Annotated in this window: 17 protein-coding genes and 1 pseudogene; 6 read left to right on the forward strand and 12 right to left on the reverse strand. The window is 60.1% G+C overall.

The annotated features are described in order from the left end of the window. Positions 1-1252: alpha-amylase family glycosyl hydrolase (locus C9413_RS10895; protein ID WP_170250445.1), on the forward strand; the 1252-nt coding region annotated here is incomplete at its 5' end. A gap of 45 nt (positions 1253-1297) precedes the next feature. Here C9413_RS10895 and ade read toward each other — a convergent pair. The 9 genes from ade to C9413_RS10940 form a co-directional block, all read right to left on the reverse strand. Further along, the gene (gene ade / locus C9413_RS10900) at positions 1298-2995 is read right to left on the reverse strand and encodes an adenine deaminase (RefSeq protein ID WP_039846860.1); all 1698 of its coding nucleotides are present in this window, start codon (positions 2993-2995) and stop codon (positions 1298-1300) included. A 120-nt stretch (positions 2996-3115) separates the two neighbouring features. Further along, positions 3116-4222, reverse strand: a complete 1107-nt coding sequence (locus C9413_RS10905; RefSeq protein ID WP_039845524.1) for a branched-chain amino acid ABC transporter substrate-binding protein — start codon at positions 4220-4222, stop codon at positions 3116-3118. A gap of 268 nt (positions 4223-4490) precedes the next feature. Further along, the gene (locus tag C9413_RS10910) at positions 4491-5549 is read right to left on the reverse strand and encodes an alpha/beta fold hydrolase (protein WP_039845523.1); all 1059 of its coding nucleotides are present in this window, start codon (positions 5547-5549) and stop codon (positions 4491-4493) included. 109 nt (positions 5550-5658) lie between these two features. Further along, positions 5659-6984: an aspartate aminotransferase family protein gene (locus C9413_RS10915; RefSeq protein ID WP_039845522.1), complete on the reverse strand. Its 1326-nt coding sequence runs from the start codon at positions 6982-6984 to the stop codon at positions 5659-5661. A gap of 285 nt (positions 6985-7269) precedes the next feature. Then, the gene (locus C9413_RS10920; RefSeq protein ID WP_039845521.1) at positions 7270-7587 is read right to left on the reverse strand and encodes a metalloregulator ArsR/SmtB family transcription factor; all 318 of its coding nucleotides are present in this window, start codon (positions 7585-7587) and stop codon (positions 7270-7272) included. A 106-nt stretch (positions 7588-7693) separates the two neighbouring features. Beyond that, positions 7694-8449 (reverse strand): pyridoxamine 5'-phosphate oxidase family protein, encoded by a 756-nt coding sequence (locus C9413_RS10925; RefSeq protein ID WP_039846859.1) that lies wholly within the window; start codon positions 8447-8449, stop codon positions 7694-7696. 32 nt (positions 8450-8481) lie between these two features. Continuing rightward, positions 8482-9531, reverse strand: coding sequence for a choline ABC transporter ATP-binding protein (gene choV, locus C9413_RS10930; protein ID WP_170250446.1), 1050 nt, complete (start codon positions 9529-9531; stop codon positions 8482-8484). After that, the gene (gene choW / locus C9413_RS10935; RefSeq protein ID WP_022714157.1) at positions 9528-10373 is read right to left on the reverse strand and encodes a choline ABC transporter permease subunit; all 846 of its coding nucleotides are present in this window, start codon (positions 10371-10373) and stop codon (positions 9528-9530) included. Before choW ends, choV begins: the two co-directional genes overlap by 4 nt. A 78-nt stretch (positions 10374-10451) precedes the next feature. Next, complete coding sequence (locus tag C9413_RS10940; RefSeq protein WP_039845519.1) at positions 10452-11405, reverse strand: choline ABC transporter substrate-binding protein; 954 nt, start codon at positions 11403-11405, stop codon at positions 10452-10454. A 235-nt stretch (positions 11406-11640) separates the two neighbouring features. Here C9413_RS10940 and C9413_RS10945 point away from each other — a divergent pair, with 235 nt between their 5' ends. The 3 genes from C9413_RS10945 to C9413_RS10955 all read left to right on the forward strand — a co-directional run bounded on the left by C9413_RS10945 (position 11641) and on the right by C9413_RS10955 (position 14635). Beyond that, a complete protein-coding gene (locus tag C9413_RS10945) occupies positions 11641-12243 on the forward strand; it encodes a thymidine kinase (RefSeq protein WP_039846858.1) in 603 nt (200 codons plus the stop codon). Positions 12244-12295: 52 nt separating this feature from the next. Further along, on the forward strand, positions 12296-13366 hold the full coding sequence (locus C9413_RS10950) for a hypothetical protein (protein WP_039845518.1): 1071 nt from the start codon (positions 12296-12298) through the stop codon (positions 13364-13366). 141 nt (positions 13367-13507) lie between these two features. Continuing rightward, complete coding sequence (locus C9413_RS10955; RefSeq protein WP_039845517.1) at positions 13508-14635, forward strand: DUF2333 family protein; 1128 nt, start codon at positions 13508-13510, stop codon at positions 14633-14635. A gap of 3 nt (positions 14636-14638) precedes the next feature. Here C9413_RS10955 and C9413_RS33230 read toward each other — a convergent pair. Together C9413_RS33230 and C9413_RS10960 are read right to left on the reverse strand one after the other, a co-directional pair. After that, positions 14639-15014 (reverse strand): annotated as a pseudogene (locus C9413_RS33230) (diguanylate cyclase). Between the two features lie 101 nt (positions 15015-15115). After that, entirely contained in the window at positions 15116-15841 is a 726-nt protein-coding gene (locus C9413_RS10960; protein ID WP_039846857.1) for a LuxR C-terminal-related transcriptional regulator, read from the reverse strand. 472 nt (positions 15842-16313) lie between these two features. On the opposite strand from C9413_RS10960, the gene C9413_RS10965 reads away from it, so the two are divergent. Then, positions 16314-17990: a formate--tetrahydrofolate ligase gene (locus C9413_RS10965; RefSeq protein WP_039845516.1), complete on the forward strand. Its 1677-nt coding sequence runs from the start codon at positions 16314-16316 to the stop codon at positions 17988-17990. 65 nt (positions 17991-18055) lie between these two features. Then, on the forward strand, positions 18056-18244 hold the full coding sequence (locus C9413_RS10970) for a hypothetical protein (RefSeq protein ID WP_223843940.1): 189 nt from the start codon (positions 18056-18058) through the stop codon (positions 18242-18244). A gap of 54 nt (positions 18245-18298) precedes the next feature. Here C9413_RS10970 and C9413_RS10975 read toward each other — a convergent pair. Continuing rightward, a partial coding sequence (locus tag C9413_RS10975) for an extensin family protein (RefSeq protein WP_170250447.1) occupies positions 18299-18852 on the reverse strand: 554 nt, incomplete at its 5' end.

Genomic DNA, 18852 nt, shown 5'->3' on the forward strand with positions numbered 1-18852 from the left:
CGTCTGGGCCGACCCGAAGCGCGACGGCACGGCGCCGAACAACTGGCTTTCGATCTTCGGCGGACCGGGCTGGGAATGGGATGGCGTGCGGCGCCAATATTACCAGCACAATTTCCTGACCTCGCAGCCGGACCTCAACTTCCACAACAGGGAAGTCCAGGATGCGGTGCTGAAGACCGTGAAATTCTGGCTCGACCGCGGCGTCGACGGCTTCCGGCTCGATACGGTCAACTATTACTTCTGCGATAAGCTGCTTCGCGACAATCCGCCCCATGAGCCGGATACGAGCGACGGCGGTCTCGATGCGCCGGACAGCAACCCCTACGGCATGCAGAACCATCTCCACGACAAGACGCAGCCGGAAAACCTCGATTTCCTGAAGCGCTTGCGGGCGCTGCTCAATCAATATGAAGGGCGAGCGACGGTCGGCGAGGTCGGCGACGGGGCGCGGTCGCTGAAGACCGTCGCGGCCTATACGAGCGGCGGCGACAAGCTGCACATGTGCTACACCTTCGATCTGCTCGGACCGGATTTCACGGCCGCGCATATCCGCAACTGCGTCGAGACCTTTCAAAAGACGGTTGTCGACGGCTGGGTATGCTGGGCCTTCTCCAACCATGACGTCAAGCGCCATGTGAGCCGGTTTGCAAAAGCTCAGGAGGAGCGGTCAATCATCGCCAAGCTGGCAATTTCCGTGCTGGCGGCGCTGCGCGGCTCGATCTGCCTTTATCAGGGCGAAGAGCTGGGACTTGCCGAAGCGGAACTTGCCTTCGAGGATCTGCGCGATCCTTACGGCATCCGCTTCTGGCCCGCCTTCAAGGGCCGCGACGGATGCCGCACGCCGATGCCCTGGGAGGCCGGCAAGGCGCATGCAGGCTTTACCTCGGCAGAGAAAAGCTGGCTGCCCGTTCCCTACGAGCAGGCAGCCCTTTCCGTCGATACGCAGGAAGAGGACGTAAACTCGGTATTCACTCATTATCGTCAGATGCTGGAATTCCGGAAGCGGCATCCAGCGTTGCTTGACGGCGATATGGAATTCATCGGTACAAATCAGGATCTCTTGGCATTCACGCGCGAGAAAAATGGCGAGAAACTACTCTTCGTCTTCAACCTGACCCGCAAGCCGGCGGAGTTTAGATTGCCCGTGGGAATGACGCTTGGCGAGCACGTCGATATGCCGGGCTCTGGCGGATTGGCCGGCAGGGAATCGATTCAGCTTGAAGCGCTAAGCGCGCTTTGTAGCCGGATTTGACGCAGGCTGTCGCAGGGATCACTTCAACGGCTTATCGAAAGGCTTTCACCCGATCAGGACAAACCGATCCACGTCCACCATGCCCCGGTCCGAAATCTTCAGGTGCGGGATCACGGGCAGCGGCAGGAAGGCGAGCTGAAGGAAGGGCTCTTCCAGCGTGGCGCCGAGTGCGTAAGCTGCCTTTCGCAGATGGTGGAGGGTGTCGCGGACCTTTTCGTAAGGTTCGAGGCTCATCAGGCCGGCGACGGGGAGGGCGATTTCGCCGGTCACCTTGCCGTCCTCGACGACCACGAAGCCGCCTTTGATTTCGCCGAGGCGGTTGGCCGCGCACGCCATATCCTCCTCGCTGACGCCGACGACACAGATGTTGTGGCTGTCATGGCCGACGGTGGAGGCGATCGCTCCTTTCTTTAAGCCAAAGCCCTGGACGAAGCCGTTGGCGTGGTTGCCGTTCTTGCCGTGACGCTCGATGACGGCGACCTTGATGATGTCGTTTTCGAGGTCGATGCCCGTCTGGTTTCCCTTTGCCGGAAGGCGGTGCCGGCGAAATTCGGTGATGATCTTGCCGGGGGTGACGCCGATGACCGGCGTCTCGCCTTCGGTGGCCGGGACGCCGAAATGAGCAGCGTTGACGGGTCGCGCCTTCACGCTGTCGAGACCCACTGGCGCGACCGGCTTGCGGGTGGCGAAGAGTTCATCGCTGACGCGGCGGCCGCCGGAAATGACGATCTCGGCTTTGCAGCGCTCCAGGCTATCGATGACGGCGAGATCGGCGCGCCAGCCAGGCGCGATGAGCCCCCGATCCATCAATCCGAAGGCGCGGGCGGCGGAGATCGAGGCGGCGCGGTAGATCGCAAGCGGCTCGACACCACTCGCGATCGCGGTGCGGATCATGTAGTCGAGATGACCCTGCTCGGCGATGTCGAGCGGGTTGCGGTCGTCGGTGCAGAGCGCGAGATAGGGCGATAGACGCTCGGTGATGATCGGCATCAAGGCCTTCAGGTCCTTCGAGACCGAACCTTCGCGGACGAGGATCTGCATGCCCTTGCTGATCTTTTCGAGGGCCTCTGCTGCGGTCGTGCATTCATGATCGGTGCGGATTCCGGCCGCGAGGTAGCCGTTGAGGTTTATCCCGCGCAGCAATGGCGCGTGGCCGTCGATATGGCTGCCCTGGAATGCTTCGAGCTTTTCCATGCAGACCGGGTCCTTGTGGATCACGCCTGGGAAATTCATGAATTCCGCAAGGCCGATGACCTTGGGATGATCGCGGAAGGGCAGGAGCCTCTCGATCGGCAGATCCGCCCCGGATGTCTCAAGATGTGTGGCGGGCACGCAGGAGGAGAGCTGGACGCGGATGTCCATGATCGTTTCGAGCGCCGAATCGAGGAAGAACTGGATGCCGTCGGTGCCGAGCACATTGGCAATCTCGTGCGGATCGCAGATGGCGGTGGTGACGCCATAGGGCAGAACGCAGCGGTCGAATTCATGCGGTGTGACAAGCGAGGATTCGATGTGGAGATGCGTGTCGATGAAACCTGGAACGACGATCTTGCCGGAGATGGCGATCTCGGTTTCTCCCTCATATGTGCCGCAGGTCCCGACGATGCGATCGCCGCCGATGGCGATGTCGGATTCGACCAGCTCGCCGGTCACGAGATCGAAGAAACGTCCGCCTTTCAAGACGATATCGGCCGGCAGGCGGCCTGTGCCCTGGTCGATGAGGCGTTCGAGCTTGCTGGTCATGGGCATCCTCGTTTCTGCTATCCGTCCGTTATAACTGAAGTGCCGGACAATGCGCTATAAGCGAGACTGCTCCACAAATGAAAACCGGGCGCCGATACGACGCCCGGTCAATGACAGGCCTTATTCGGCGGCGACGATCTTGCCGCCTTCCCACTTGTAGAGCGCAAAACTCTGCGAGGTGAGATCGCCGGTTTCGCCATAGGTGAGCTTGCCGATCGCGGTTGCGATCGGTTCGCCGCTCTTGAGGGCGGCGGCGACAGCTTCGGAATCTTCGGCGCTGCCAGCCTTCTCAATGCCGGCCTTGAGGACTTCGACGGCCGCGAAAGCATTCAGCGTGAAGGCTTCGGCCGGGATGTTCTTGGCGGCAAGCGCGTCGGAGGCTGCCTTGGAGTCAGCGCTCTTCGTCGCATCGGATGCATTGGTGAAGACGGTGCCTGCAGCTGCTTGCGTGCCGATATTCCAGAATTCGCTATTCGAGAGGCCGTCACCGCCGATGATCGTTGCCTTGACGGAAAGGTCGGCGAGCTGACGGGCAAGCAGGCCGCCTTCCGGGTGGTAGCCGCCGAAGTAGATCACGTCGACATTTTCGGCTTTGAGACGGGTGGTGAGCGCGCTGAAATCCTTGTCGCCGGGAGTGATCGCATCATTGATGACCTCTGTGACACCGCCGGCATTGAGCGTTGCCTTAAAGGCGTCGGCAAGGCCCTTGCCATAGGCGCCCTTGTCGTTGACGATGGCGACGCGCTTGTCCTTGAAGTTCTTGAGCACGTATTTGCCGGCGACTTCGGCCTGCTGGTCGTCGCGGCCGCAGGTGCGCAGCACATTGGTGAGGCCGCGCTTGGTGAGGTCCGGTGCTGTCGCCGTCGGGGTCACCATCAGGATGCCGTTTTCGGCAAGCACGTCGGAAGCGGGGATGGCGACGCCGGAGGTGACCGGACCGACGACGAAGCGGATGCCTTCGCCGACGAGCTGGTTTGCGGCGGAAACGCCCTGCTTCGGCTCGCCCGCGTCGTCTGCAGTCTTCAAAACAACCTTTTGGCCGAGGATGCCGCCTTTCTTGTTGATCTCGTCAACGGCGGTCTGCGCGCCGTTCTTTACCTGGTCGCCATAGGCGGCAACAGGCCCGGTCAGCGGTGCGATCAGGCCGATGGTGATGTCGGCATAGGCAAATGGCGCAAAGGCCAGCGATGCGACAAGGGTCGCGCCAGTCAAAGTCTTCAGACTCATTTTCGTTCTCCTTGGGTGGGGCCTTCTGGCCCGCGATGACTGCCGCGACAACGAAATCCGTTCGTTCAACACCCCAAAGGGATGCGCCAAAAGACGACGGCTACGGTGCGGTCAACGCGCCTTCCGGCCACTTTTGGCTTCGGAAGGCACAGATCAATTTTCTATGAATTTTGCTGCGATTACGCAAGGAGATAACAAAGCGGGGCCCGTCTTCGGCAAATCCGGAAAGGAACAGGCGGCGATCGCGATTTTTTTAAGTTTTCAGGGTCTATCTCGTTGGAAGGGCTCTTTGCAGGAAGGCGACGATCATAGCGGCAACTTGTTGATGAATGGCGTTTCGATCAACACCCTGACCATCCTTGCAGACGATGCTTTCGCCCGAAGCTTCCTCCTCAATCAGCGCTGCCGCTCCCGGTTTGCAAGGCTGCATAAAACTGAAATGCAAGGAGCCGGGGACGAGAGCATAGGAGGTCGTGGCAGAAGGCAGATACTGGGCCAAATAGGCAGAGTCCCTGTTGGTGGCGGCGATATCTAACTTGGCGGCAGTCTCCTTGTCGACATCCTCGGCCGCTCCAAACACGAGCGCCGGCACGCGGACGGACGCGAGGCTTTGGGGCGTAAAGCCGCGTCCTGGGCCGAGGTCAAGCGTGACGACCGCGCGGATCCGTCGATCGCTGAGATCGGCACCCATCGCTAAAGTGGAGGCTGCGTCCCGCCCGATGCCCAACGCCTTGAATATCTTGCAATAGAGAGAGCCGAACTGTGTCACGCAATTCTTCATTACATCTTTGGCATCGAAGCGACCGCCGGCAAGTTCGATGACCGTCCATCCGCCGAGCGAATGACCGATGGCAGCGATGCGGTCGCTCGCAATGCCGCCGGTAAGCTCGCGACGGGAAAGCAACGCGTCGATAACGCGGCTGAGATCGCGCGGGCGCTTCCAGAGTAATACGGCTTGAGGTGGCCGCATATCGAAGGTGGTAGTGCCGGGATGGTCGGGTACTGCGACGACATAGCCTTTGCGGACAAGTTCGCTCGCGAGCCAGGCGAGGTTGCGCCAACTGCCGCCATAGCCGTGTGAAAGAAGCACCAGCGGGTGAGGGCCGGTTACGGCTTCGGCATCCTTGACGACAGGCTGGCCCCTGAAGGCGGGCGTGTCGCCGAGCATCACCGGCTGCCGGTCGGTATCCGTGGGATACCAGATGCCGACATGCATGGGGCGGCCCTGTTTGTCCGGCAAGGTCATCTCGCGGAACCCGACCGCGGCGAATGCCGACTGGGCTGAGCATGAGACGAGCAAGGCGATAAAAAGCATGAACTTGAGCATGGAAACCTCCGGCTGGAAATGAACTCGTCTTTCCTGCCGGGATTGTGTGCGGGCGGCGACCCGCAACGCGATCGAGGTCGCCGCCTTCGAGCGCGCGCTTGCGCCGGTCTCAAATGTTGTTTTGCAAAATTCCGCGCAATTTGCCGAAGAGCTCGTCGATGTGCTTCCTTTCGATGATGAGCGGCGGGGAAAGGGCGATGATGTCGCCTGTGGTGCGGATCAGCAAGCCGTTCTCATAGGCCCTCAGGAAGGCGGTGAAGGCGCGTTTGGTGGGTTCGCCGGCGATGGGGTCGAGTTCGATCGCGCCGATTAGACCGGTGTTGCGAATGTCGATGACGTTCGGGCAGTCCTTCAGCGAGTGAAGGGCGTCGGCCCAGTAATCCGAGAGTTCGCCAGCGCGGGTGAGCAGGCCTTCTTCCTTGTAGGTGTCGAGGGTGGCAAGCGCGGCGGCGGCGGCGATCGGGTTGCCCGAATAGGTGTAGCCGTGGAAGAACTCGATCATGTGCTCCGGGCCGTTCATGAAGGCGTCATGAATCTCGGAGGTGACAAAGACGGCGCCCATCGGGATGACGCCGTTGGTGAGGCCCTTGGCGGTGGTGATGATATCGGGCTTCACATCGTAGTACTGCGCGGCAAAGGGGGCGCCGAGGCGGCCGAAGCCGGTGATGACTTCGTCGAAGATCAAAAGGATGCCGTGCTTGGTGCAGATTTCGCGGAGCTTCTGCAGGTAGCCCTTCGGAGGAATGAGAACGCCCGTGGAACCTGCGACCGGCTCGACGATGACAGCGGCGATCGTGGAAGCGTCATGCAGCGTGACGATGCGCTCGAGCTCGGTTGCAATGTCGCCGCCATGTTCCGGCTCGCCGCGGGTGAAGGTGTTCTTGCCCGGCTGATGCGTATGCGGCATGTGGTCGACGCCGGCCAGAAGCGTGCCGAACATCTTGCGGTTGGAGACGATGCCGCCGACCGAGATGCCGCCGAAATTGACGCCGTGATAACCGCGTTCGCGTCCGATCAGGCGGAAGCGGGAGCCGTTGCCCTTCACCCGATGGTAGGCCAGCGCCACCTTGAGCGCCGTCTCCACCGATTCCGATCCGGAGTTGGTGTAGAGGACGTGGTCCATGCCTTCCGGCGCGATATCGACGAGACGGTTCGCAAGCTCGAAGGCCTTCGGGTGGCCGAGCTGGAAGGCTGGGGCATAATCGAGCTCGCCGGCCTGCTCGCGGATCGCTTCGGTGATCTTCGGCCGGCAGTGGCCGGCGTTGACGCACCAGAGACCGGCGGTGCCGTCAAGCACCTGACGGCCGTCATGGGTCGTGTAGTACATGTCCTTGGCGCCGACGAACATGCGCGGCTCCTTCTTGAACTGCCGGTTTGCCGTAAAGGGCATCCAGAAGGCGCGAAGATCGTTCGGTGCGTTGAGGCGATTGGACATTCTGTTCTCCTGGCCGTCGCGGGCCCCCGGGGGCTTTGCGCCCATATTTTTACTGTCCGGTCAAATTATCAGCGCATCTTGGGGCGTCAAGCCATGGATGCCATCGATGGCGCGTTCCGGCCATTGGCATATGGAATGCCGCAGCTTTGCCGCAAATAACAAAACCGGCAAATCGAGAGATTTGCCGGCCAAAGTTATAATATCGTGCTGAAATACTGCTCACCGTGCCATTCCGGAAACATCCCTCGGCAGCACGGCTTTTTGGCAAACGTAATGTCTGCGTTATTATGCTGCAGATCTGCTGCGGCCCTGGACTGCATAAATGTCCTCGAGCGTTGCCAGGATCTTCATCACCGGTTCCGAATTGCTCGAGTAATAGATGGTCTGCGCGTCACGGCGGGTCTTTACCAGCTTCTGGGCCCGCAGCTTTGACAGGTGCTGCGAAAGCGCGGACTGGCTGAGGCCAACCTGGGTCGCAAGGACGCCGACAGGTACCTCGCCTTTGACGAGACTGCAGAGAATCAGGAGGCGCTTGGGGTTTGCCATCGCTGATAAAAGGGCGGCCGCCACGTTAGAGTGGTCTGAAAGGTCAGTGGTTTTCATATTTCCAATCTTCCTAAGCGAATTATGTATCCGTATAGGCACAGGGCGTTAGACGGGGTTGGCGGACGTTTAAAACGTAGCAACTGGTCCGGAAGATTGTATATACCTAAATTTCACGTAGCGAGTATGCTATTTTAGATATGTGTGACTTAATGTCCGTCGCATTCTCGATGGGTGACTCAAATTCGCAACGGTTGAGCAAATCACCGGAAATAGCGTCGAACCCTGCGCAATCCACTCCACATATGCGCCATCCCGCATCCCCCGGTGCCTTAAAAAGCTTCGCAAGCGCTGCGGACAGGTCGGCATGCTCCTCTACTAAATCTCGCACTGCCTGCGCTGCCTGCGCGGCAACGGCCTCGTTCGCGGGCGAGAGAATCATGAGGTCGGCCCCTTCCAGAAGATAGGCGCGGCCGAAGCCGCCATTGAGGCTGGCCGATTGCGGAACGAGACGGAAGAAGCGGAAGTCCGGGAAGTCGATATAGATCTTCGCCTTCGCATGCCGGTCGAGGAAACGGGTGCGGATGCGCTGGTGAACGGCGCTTCTCAGCTCGACCGGTTCGGCAATGCATTGGGTGGTGAGCCGCGGATGCGCAAGGGGATCGCCCCTGCCGGGCTCGCCAGTCAAGACGGACGCGCGCGGGTCGCCCTCCAGCGCCTTAGTATGCGTCGACAGCGCCGAAACGAGGATGACAGGCACGCCGTCGATATCAGTGCCGAGCAGAACGCGGCTCGCAAACGGAAAGCCGGTCGCGGGGTCGAGCACGGCAAGAGCACCATAGCGGGCGGAACGCAAAAGAACGCGCGCGAGCTTGCGCGCTTCTTCGTCCGTTTCCCTGAGTACGGAAGCCTGATCTTTCATGTCCACTTTCTTGACGGAAGCAGACGTCAGGATCAAGCCTGTTCTTTGCGCCGGTGCTGGGTCAGGCCGGCAACGACATCCTGAGCCGAAATCGTGCCGATGATGGCGCAGGTCTCGACGACCCCGATGCTGCCTGGCTGGCGGGCGAGCGCGTCGAGAATATCGACGAGCGGCGTTTGGGCGCGCGCCGTGGCGCTGACGCTCGCCCCCGCCGCATGGCCAAGGCCCGGTTGCATCACATCCTGCGCCGTCAGCATGCTGATCGGGTTCATGTGCTGGACGAAATCGGCGACATACTGATCGGCAGGATTTTTGACGATATCCTGCGGCGTGCCGCACTGGATGATGCGCCCGCCCTCCATGATGGCGATGCGGTTGCCGATGCGGAAGGCCTCGTCGAGATCGTGGCTGACGAAGAGGATCGTCTTCTTCAAGCGCCGCTGGAATTCGAGAAGCTCGTCCTGCAGGCGGGGGCGGATCAGCGGGTCGAGCGCGGCGACCGGCTCGTCCATGAGCAGGATCGGCGCGCCGGTCGCAAAGGCGCGGGCGAGGCCGACACGCTGCTGCATGCCGCCGGAGAGCTCGTTGACCTTGCGGTCCGCCCACTTCGTCAGGTTGACGAGTTCAAGCTGCTCCTCGACCCGTTTCTTGCGCTCGGCGTCCGGCATGCGGGCAAGTTCGAGGCCGAAGCCGACGTTCTCCGCAACCGTACGCCAGGGCAGCAATGCGAACTGCTGAAACACCATGGAGACGGTGTGCATCCGCAGGTCGCGCAGCGCCTTCGGGCTGCATGCATAGGGATCTACCGGCCCGGTTGCCGAGGAAACTGAAACCTTGCCGCGCACGACGGGAGCGAGGCCGTTGACGGCGCGCAGCAGCGTCGATTTGCCTGAGCCGGAAAGGCCCATAAGCACGAGGATTTCGCCTTCCTCGATCGTGAGCGAAGCATCGGCGACGCCGAGAACGAGACCGGTTGCGGCGCCGATTTCGTCGCGGGTCTTTCCCTGATCGACGAGAGAGAGGGCCGTTTGCGGCTTGTCGCCGAAGATGATGCTGACATTGTCGAAGCGGACCGAGGTCATGCGCCGTCTCCTTCGCCAGCCGTGCGGAACATGCGGTCGAGAATGATCGCCAAGATGACGATACAGAGACCGGCCTGGAAGCCCATGGAGACATTCACCGTGTTCAGTGCGCGAACGACGGGCTTTCCAAGGCCATCGGCGCCGACGAGCGCAGCAATGACCACCATCGATAGCGACAGCATGATCGTCTGCGTGAGGCCGGCCATGATCTGCGGCATCGCGAAGGGCAGCTCGACCTTGCGCAGCACCTGCGTCGGGGTTGCGCCGAATGACTCGGCTGCCTCGACGAGGGAGGGCGGTGTCGAGATGATGCCGAGGCGGGTCAGACGGATTGGCGCAGGGATGGCAAAGATCACCGTTGCGATCAGGCCTGGCACCATGCCGAGGCCGAAGAGTATGAGTGCGGGGATCAGGTAGACGAATGTTGGGATCGTCTGCATCAGGTCGAGCACGGGACGCATGATGGAGAAGACCCAGGCGCGTCTTGCCCCGGCAATGCCGAGCGGAATGCCAATCGCCATGCTGACGAATGTGGAGGCGAGAACGAGCGCCAGCGTTTCCGTCGTCTCCTTCCAGTAGCCTTGGTTCATGATCAGCAGCAAACCGAGCAAGGTGAAGACCGCAACGCCGATCGAGCGACGGAGCCAATAGGCAATCGCCGTGATGGCGAGGAGCACGATCAGCGGATGTGGCGCCTGCAGGATGAAGAGCAATGCGCCGATCACGTGCGAGAGAGCGAAGGCTAGCCTGTCGAAAAACCATTCACCGCTCGACGTCAGCCAGTCGACGGTGGATTTGGCGACGGGGCCAATAGGGATTTTGTAATCGGTGATCCAGTTCAAGGAGCGCGCCTATCCGAAAGAGCAGAGATCAGGATGAAACAAAAAGGGGCGGTGCGTGGGCCGCCCCTTTCGTCAGGTTCAGAGGCCGAGGCCGGACTTGACGGCCGCGGCGGCGTCCTTGCCATCCTTGGTCGTGACGCCGGCGAGCCATGGCTCGACTGCCGTCGGATTTGCCTTCAGCCATTCGGTTGCCGCGTCCTGCGGATCCTCGCCATCATTGAGGATCTTGCCCATGATCTGGTTTTCCATCTCCAAGCTAAACTTCAAGTTGGACACGAACTTGCCGACGTTCGGGCATTCGGTGACGAAGCCTGCGCGGGTGTTGGTGTAGACCGTTGCGCCGCCGAAGTTGGGGCCGAAGGTGGAGTCGCCACCCGTGAGGTAGGTCATCTTGAAGTTCTCGTTCATCGGATGAGGTGCCCATCCGAGGAATACGACCGGCTTACCGTCCTTTTCGGCACGGGCAACCTGCGCCAGCATACCCTGTTCGGAGGACTCGACGACTTCCAGTCCGCCCATTCCCATCTCGTTCTTCTCGATCAGGGTCATGACAAGGCGGTTGCCGTCGTTGCCCGGTTCGATCCCGTAGATCTTGCCGTCAAGGGCGTCCTTGTGCTTGCCGATGTCGCTGAAGTCCTTGATGCCCAGTTCGGCGCCCTTGGCGTTGGTGGCAAGCGTATACTTGGCACCTTCGAGATTGGCTCCGATGGATTCAACCGACTTGTCATCGAGATAAGGTTGGACGTCCTTCTGTTGTGCCGGCATCCAGTTGCCGAGGAACACATCGATGTCCTTGTTCTTCAGCGACTGATAGGTGACCGGTACAGAGAGGACCTTGACGTCCGGCTCGTAGCCGAGGCTCTTCAGAACGACCGCGGCGGCGGCGGTGGTTGCGGTAATGTCCGTCCAGCCCACGTCCGAGAAACGGACGGTCGAGCAACTTTCGGGTTCTGCGGCAAATGATGCGGTTGCGATGGAAAGTGCGGCAACTGCAGCGGCGGTGGTCAGTTTGAATGCGCTTGTTGTTTTCATTTTAGACTCCCAGTCTTTGGTTCCCAAGCCAAGCATCAATAGCCGACATTTACAAGCGACCTCAGTGTGTTTGCGCCGCATTGGCTACCCCGAATGCGACGTGTCGCATTTTTCATGACACGGCCGGTTTCCCGGGCATTTTACGATTTTTTCCTCCGGATTTCCTGTGATTATCGAATCTGCGGTCTTTTCTTTGCCGATTCGAGCTTTCAAGAAGCAAAATGCGGAGAAAACGATGGCAAAACTCTATTTCAACTACTCTACCATGAACGCCGGCAAATCGACCATGCTGCTGCAGGCGTCCTATAATTACCAGGAACGCGGCATGCGCACCGTGCTTTTGATCGCAGCCTTCGACGAGCGCACCGGCAAGGGTATCATCGGTTCGCGCATCGGGCTGGAAGCGAGCGCGATCGCTTTCGAGGGGCAGACCGATCTTTTCGGACTCATCAAGGAACTGAGCGGCGAGGGCGGCCCGATCGCATGCATCTTCGTCGACGAAGCGAATTTCATGACGCGCGAGCATGTCTGGCAACTCGCCCGCGTGGTAGATCGGCTGAACATACCGGTCATGGTCTACGGGCTTCGCACCGACTTCCAGGGCAAGCTGTTTCCCGCTTCCGAGGAACTGCTGGCGATTGCAGACGAGATGCGCGAGGTGCGCACCATCTGCCATTGCGGCCGCAAGGCGACAATGGTCGTGCGGCTCGGTGCTGACGGCGAGGTTGCGCGCGAGGGCGCGCAGATCGAAGTCGGCGGCAACGAGAAATATGTATCGCTCTGCCGCAGGCATTGGGACGATGCAATGAATGGCGAATGGCGCGCCGAGGCGGTTTGAGCTTCGGCCCCCGAGCGGCTAGGTTAGGCTCGGAGATTCTCTGGAGAAGCCGGTGCGCAAAGCTCCCTCGTTCGACAGTCTATTTGAAGCAGCCGATGCGCTTGTCTCAACCATTCGCGCCGACGCAGCCGCGTGCGCTGCCTTCATCGAGGACTTTGCGCGCAACGCAGCGCAATCTGACGACGAGGCGTTTCTGGCGCAGCGCGACCGGTTCCAGGCTTTTGCCACAGCGCGCCTGGAGTTCGATGGGCTGCTTGGCGAAATGGTAGCCGGCCTCGACCGCCTGACGGCGGAGGTTTCGGCGGATCTGGATGGCTTCCGCGGCCTGACCGCGCGCGAGAAGCTGACCGGCTGGTTTTCGAGGCAACGCATGTGGCACCTCCACAGTCAGCGCGTGCGCGCGGCCCCCGTGATCGAGCGGCTGCTCGACCTGCTGTCGAAATCGAACACTGTTGCCGGATTGGTCGGCAGCCACCGCGAATTCGCGCTTGCCTGCCACAAGGCGGCTGAGCGCGGCGTTGTCACGATTGTCGAACAGCGCCGGCGCCTTGTGGATGCCATCGATATTGCACGGCTGCGCATGAAGGAGCTGAACGCAAAGGCACTGACGACACAGGGGCGCATCGGCCTTTACGGCGGCAAGACCGAATGGGAGCGAATGGAGGAGGAGCGGCGCGCGCTCAAGGCGCAGGCCGAAAAGATCGCCGAAGAAGAGCAGACGATGCGTCACGAAAGCCAGCGCCGCGAACGCTTCATTATAATGTTCCAGGCGCTTGTCGACGGGTTGAACAGCCAGATCGGTCTTTGCAACGCCTTGGCCCGCAAGCTTTCGATCGATACGGAAGAGCGGCTGATCATCTATCAGGCGCAGGTGGATGCCGACGCGCCGGGTTCGAAACGGAAGATAACGCAAGAGCTGTTTCCGCATATCGCCGGGCCGATCTCGCTCTTCGAAAAAGGCATGCTTGTTCCGCAGGAGATCGGACCGCGCAAGGCGGCAGCAGATGCGGCCTTTGCCCGGAAGTTCGCAGCTTTTGCCGAAAGCCACGACGCGGCCGATGCCCCGATCATCGACCTGACGCAAAAGCCATCGAGGTTCAGACTGCGCTTCCTGCGCTCTTGATGACGTCTTAAAGGCGATAATCGCGATCCTTGCTCTTTCTCGCCTGCGCGATCCGTTAAAAATCTCTCCTTCATGTTGTGCTCGATCGAGCAAACACATATGTGAAAGCAGAAATTTCTGACGTTCTGCTAGGAGAAGGGCATGCTCGACCGGATCGCCGGTTTCTTCAGGCTGATCGGCCGCACGATTACCCGCTGGGTCAGCCTTCTTGCCGCCTGGGCGTTCTGGCCCTTCCTTGCCGCTCATGGCTGGTACCAGCGCCGGACGTGGATGATCCGAATTCCCATCATTGCGCTCGCGGCGCTGCTTGCCGTCCTTTACGCGTACTTCTTCTGGCAGACGCAGGTCTGGTCTAATTTCAATCCGTCCTTCGTCGACCAGTACCGTCTTTCGGAGCGCAAGGTTCCGGCCGGCCAGGAACTGCCGGTTGCCGGCGGTGCAGCACCTGGGGCCAAGACCTGCCAGCGTTCTGCAATCGTCGATGTCGCTGCCGATCTGACCGACTTCAACGTCAACCAGAACGCATGGATATCGTCCATGCTGCTCTACCGGCTCGGACTTTTCGGCATCGACTGGGATCATACGCCGTTCCTCGACAACAAGGCGTCCTTCCAGCGCGGAGTCAATCAGGCGGCGAGGCGGACATCGGCCGAGCTTGTCGATACGCTGGGGCGCGTGCGCGGCACCTCCGGCATCAACAACGATCTTCAAAACGCCCGCGGCAATCTGCAATTCGACGAATACAGTTGGTATTTCGGGCTCAATCCGTTCGGGCCGAAGACGCCGACGCCGAGCTACTATCGTTCGGCCATCGGCAGCCTGCGCAAGTTCAATGCCGACCTTGCCAGCTGCAACGCTGTTTTTGACGGCCGTGCCGACAACCTCATCCAGTTCATCGACCGCATTGCGAACGATCTCGGCGGCACGTCCGACATGCTGGCGGAGCGCTCGGAAAATCACAATCGCGGCTGGTTCGACACGCGTGCTGATGACCGTTTCTGGTTCGCCTACGGGCAGCTCTATGCCTACTACGCCATCCTTTCGGCAGCACAGTCGGATTTTTCGCAGGTCGTGGCCGAGCGTAATCTTGGCGCGATCTGGAGTGGCACGACAAAGCAGTTTCAAGCGGCCCTGCGCATCCAGCCGGCGATCATTTCTAATGGCCGCGAGGACGGCTGGATCATGCCGAGCCATCTGGCGACAATGGGCTTCTACATCCTAAGGGTCCGGTCTAACCTCGTGGAGATGCGTTCCGTCCTCGACCGCTGATCGTCAGGGCCGAGGCGAATTGTCTTCGATCTGCGCAATGCGAAGCGGTTCGACGAATTCGTAGGTGACGCCGACGATTTCGCCTGATCAATCTCGCCATCTTGTAGCCGCCGCGCGGTGATCGACCCTGTAGCATAGTGAAAATCCAACCTTGTGCAGGCTCTCGTGCTCGAAGGTCTGCGCGATCAGGATGCGGTCCTCTTCGGAGCCGTGAAAGCAAGTCGACAAGATTTCTCAGCACCGGGCGTGTCTGGCAGTCGAAGATGGCATTGACGTCTTCAGTGCCAGAGAAATGTCCTGTCTCGATGTCCATGCCCCAGTAACCGAAGGGCCGGGGGGCGCAAACAAGCCGAACGCTTTCAGTATCGCTGATGCCCATATGGTCGCCCGACCGCTCTTACTTGTGGAGTTCCGGCTGCTCGAATCGAAGAGGCGCGCTCCCCCTATGTGAGGTTTCGGCGCTGATTCTCTTATCGTTTCTCAGGATATGAGCTTCAATCGGATAGCCTTTGCAACCAACTGTGTGCGGTTCACACAATCAAGTTTTTTGATGGCGTTCGTCATGTAGGCGTTCACGGTATGATCGGAGAGGGCGAGGATCTGGCCGATTTCCACGGATGTCTTGCCCTGGGCGGTCCAGCGAACGACTTCGAGCTCGCGGGCGGAAAGCGCGTGATAGGTGCTGTCTTCGTTGCGCTTGACCGCGCTGTAGGCGTCGAAGGCGTGAAGCACCATCACCGCGAGTTCGTTCATCTCGCTCTGGCTGAGCGGTGCGCGGTCGCCTGCGAACCAGAAAACCAGCCGTTTGCCGTCTGCCCCATTGACGGGCAAGATGACGCTGACCGGCATTTTGTGCTGGAGCATCAGGCTGCGAAGTTCGCAACGAAACATCTCAGAGGTTGGGGGGTCAGAGAGATTCCATTTTTGCGGGGCGACGGTTTCTCCGAGCACTGTCGAAAAAGGAAAAGCGCGCAATGTATGAGCGCGGTCGAATTCTCTGAGATACGTGCCCGTCAGCGAGGTTTCGATTACTAGCGGTTTGAGGAAAAGGTCTTGCGCGGACGGCTTATTCATCAGCGTATAATGGGCAAACCCGAAAGCATCTGCAATCCTGTGCAAGGCCTGGACAAAAAGAGCGCGCGTTCGCGCCGATGCCAATTCTGCCGATAAAAGTGACTGCCTTTCGGAGGTAGTCATGTAAGACATAATGCGCCCCGCCTTGCCTTTCATGTTTAAGCTATCAAATACGCTTATTGGCGGTCACGCTAGCCCTAATTGACTTGGGATACGCGGATTAAATCATACTGTTAAAAATTAACCACAGCGCCACGCTCTGTGGTTGTATTTAATATTATGCAGGTAGCAGTCCGGCCGACCTTGCTTCTTCTATTGCTGCATAAGTGTTGTTTGGGCCCGGAATGCCTTTTCCGTCGCATTCGGTGTGTTCCAGGTGCCATCGCAGCAGATGACGAGACTCACGACCCTTGCCCGTTTTGCCTTTGGGAAGCATCCGCAACTTTAATGTAAACTTCAAGAAGAATCGCTCTCTAAAGTAGCGTCCATGAAGGACTTGCGATTGTGGTGGAGGCAGTGAAAAAGCGGCGTCCGGGGTCTTGTTTCCGGCGCGGGGATCGCGGCATGTTCCGGGGCAGAAGCATAAGCTCCCGGGGAGACCAGCGTGGCCATCAAATCCGACATCGAAATTGCGCGTGCGGCAAAGAAGAAGCCTATTTTCGAGATCGGCGCGACGCTCGGCATCCCGGCAGAATATCTCGCGCCTTATGGTCACGACAAAGCCAAGGTCCGCGCGGAGTTCATCGCCGCGCAGGCGGGGAAGAAGGACGGCAGGCTGATTCTTGTCACCGCCATCAACCCGACACCGGCGGGCGAGGGCAAGACGACGACCACCGTCGGCCTCGGCGACGGCCTCAACCGGATCGGCAAGAAAGCCATAGTCTGCATCCGCGAAGCGTCACTCGGGCCATGCTTCGGCGTCAAGGGTGGTGCTGCCGGCGGCGGCTATGCGCAGGTCATCCCAATGGAAGACATCAACCTGCATTTCACCGGCGATTTCCATGCGGTCACCGCCGCGCACAACCTGCTCGCCGCGATGATCGACAACCATATCTACTGGGGAAACGAGCTGGACATCGACCTGCGCCGCGTGACCTGGCGCCGCGTGATGGACATGAACGACCGGGCGCTGCGCGAAATGGTGTCTTCGCTTGGCGGCGTTGCCAACGGTTTTCCGCGCCAGAACGGCTTCGACATCACCGTCGCTTCGGAAGTCATGGCGATCCTCTGCCTGGCGACGGACCTCAAGGATCTGGAAGCCCGCCTCGGCAACGTCATCATCGGCTATCGACGCGACAAGACGCCAGTCTATGCACGCGATATGAAGGCGGACGGTGCAATGGCGGTGCTCCTGAAAGACGCGATGCAACCAAACCTTGTCCAGACGCTGGAGAACAATCCGGCTTTCGTCCACGGCGGACCGTTCGCGAATATCGCCCATGGCTGCAACTCGGTGATTGCGACGAAGACGGCGCTGAAGCTCGGCGATTATGTCGTGACCGAGGCGGGGTTCGGGGCCGATCTTGGCGCAGAGAAATTCTTCGACATCAAGTGCCGCAAGGCTGGGCTGAAGCCCGATGCGGCGGTGATCGTTGCCACGGTGCGCGCGCTGAAGATGAACGGCGGCGTGAAGAAGGAGGATCTGGCAGCAGAAAACGTCATGGCACTCGTCAAGGGTTGTTCGAACCTCGGGCGGCATCTCGCGAATGTGCGGAAATTCGGCGTTCCGGTGGTGGTCGCGATCAACCATTTCGTTTCGGACACGGATAAGGAAATCGCCGCCGTCCAGGAATACGTTGCTCGCCACGGCGCCGAAGCGATCCTCTGCCGCCACTGGGCGGAAGGCTCGGCTGGCATCGAGGATCTCGCCTACAAAGTAGTGGAACTGGCGGAATCCGGCCAGGCGAGATTCGAGCCGCTTTATGCCGACAGCGTGCCGCTGTTCGAAAAGATCGAAATCGTTGCTTCGAAGATCTATCACGCCGGCGAGGTGACGGCGGACAAGGCGGTTCGCGATCAGCTCATCGTCTGGGAGGAGCAAGGCTACGGCAACCTGCCTGTCTGCATGGCGAAGACGCAGTATTCCTTTTCGACAGATCCGAACCTTCGCGGTGCGCCCGAGGGCCATATCGTGCCGGTGCGCGAAGTTCGGCTTTCGGCAGGCGCCGGGTTCGTCGTCGTCATCACAGGCGAAATCATGACAATGCCGGGGTTACCGAGATCGCCATCCGCCGAGCGGATATTCCTGAATGAGCAGGGTTATATCGAGGGGTTGTTTTGAGTTTTCTGCGAAGCTTTGTTCTCACCGCAGTGGCGGTCCTTTCGCTGTCTGCAGCGAATGGTCCAATGGCCGCCGATGCGCCGTCTGCCGAGGAGCAGAGCATGGCGGATTTCATCAAGAACACCCCTGGCTGCCTGGAGTTCAGCGACCAGTGCTCGATCTGCGCCATGGTCGACGGCAAGGCCGAATGCTCGACGCCAAGGATTGCATGCGTCAAGAAGCCGTATGTGTGCACGCGACGTGCGGACAACTGAAGCGGCGATCGGCTCGGCAACCAGCTCCAGATATTGGAGCACTAGCGACGCTCGTTAGTGGCAATAACGAAATCCTCCCTTGCGCTGCAGCACGTCCATGTGGAAATGCGTCTCATGCGCGCTATCGCTTTCGGGGTCGAGCACGGTGGAAAAATAGAGGCAGCCGGAGGCGCTGACTGTGCGCTGGAAGGCGCCGGTGAGGGTGGGATCTTCCCGGCGCGGCTTCACCGCAATGTCTTCGCCCTTTTCGAAACTGAAGCTTGCGATATCGATGGCGTTGCCGCGGGCATGTTCGGAAATCTTTCCTGTCGCCGCGCCGTTACGCAGGCGACACAGGTATGACGAAGCCTGATTGACCGCCGTGATCCGGCCCTGTTCCTTCGCGCCGGCGGTAGCGGCTGGAACGACGCTCTCCTTCATCCAGCGGCCAAGCGCCAGAGCCGCCGGACAGCGCAACCTCGCTTCCGGCTCCCCCTTGCTGCCGGGAAGCGCCTCCACAAGACGGATCGGCTTTGCGATGCCAACACCCGGTGCGGCATACACGCGGCGGATATCCTTGCAGGCGCGGCCCAACAGCCCCCCGTGTCCCAAGCCTTCACAGAGGATCG

It is taken from the genome of Rhizobium sp. SEMIA 4085, from assembly GCF_013004495.1.
GTDB lineage: Bacteria > Pseudomonadota > Alphaproteobacteria > Rhizobiales > Rhizobiaceae > Rhizobium > Rhizobium gallicum.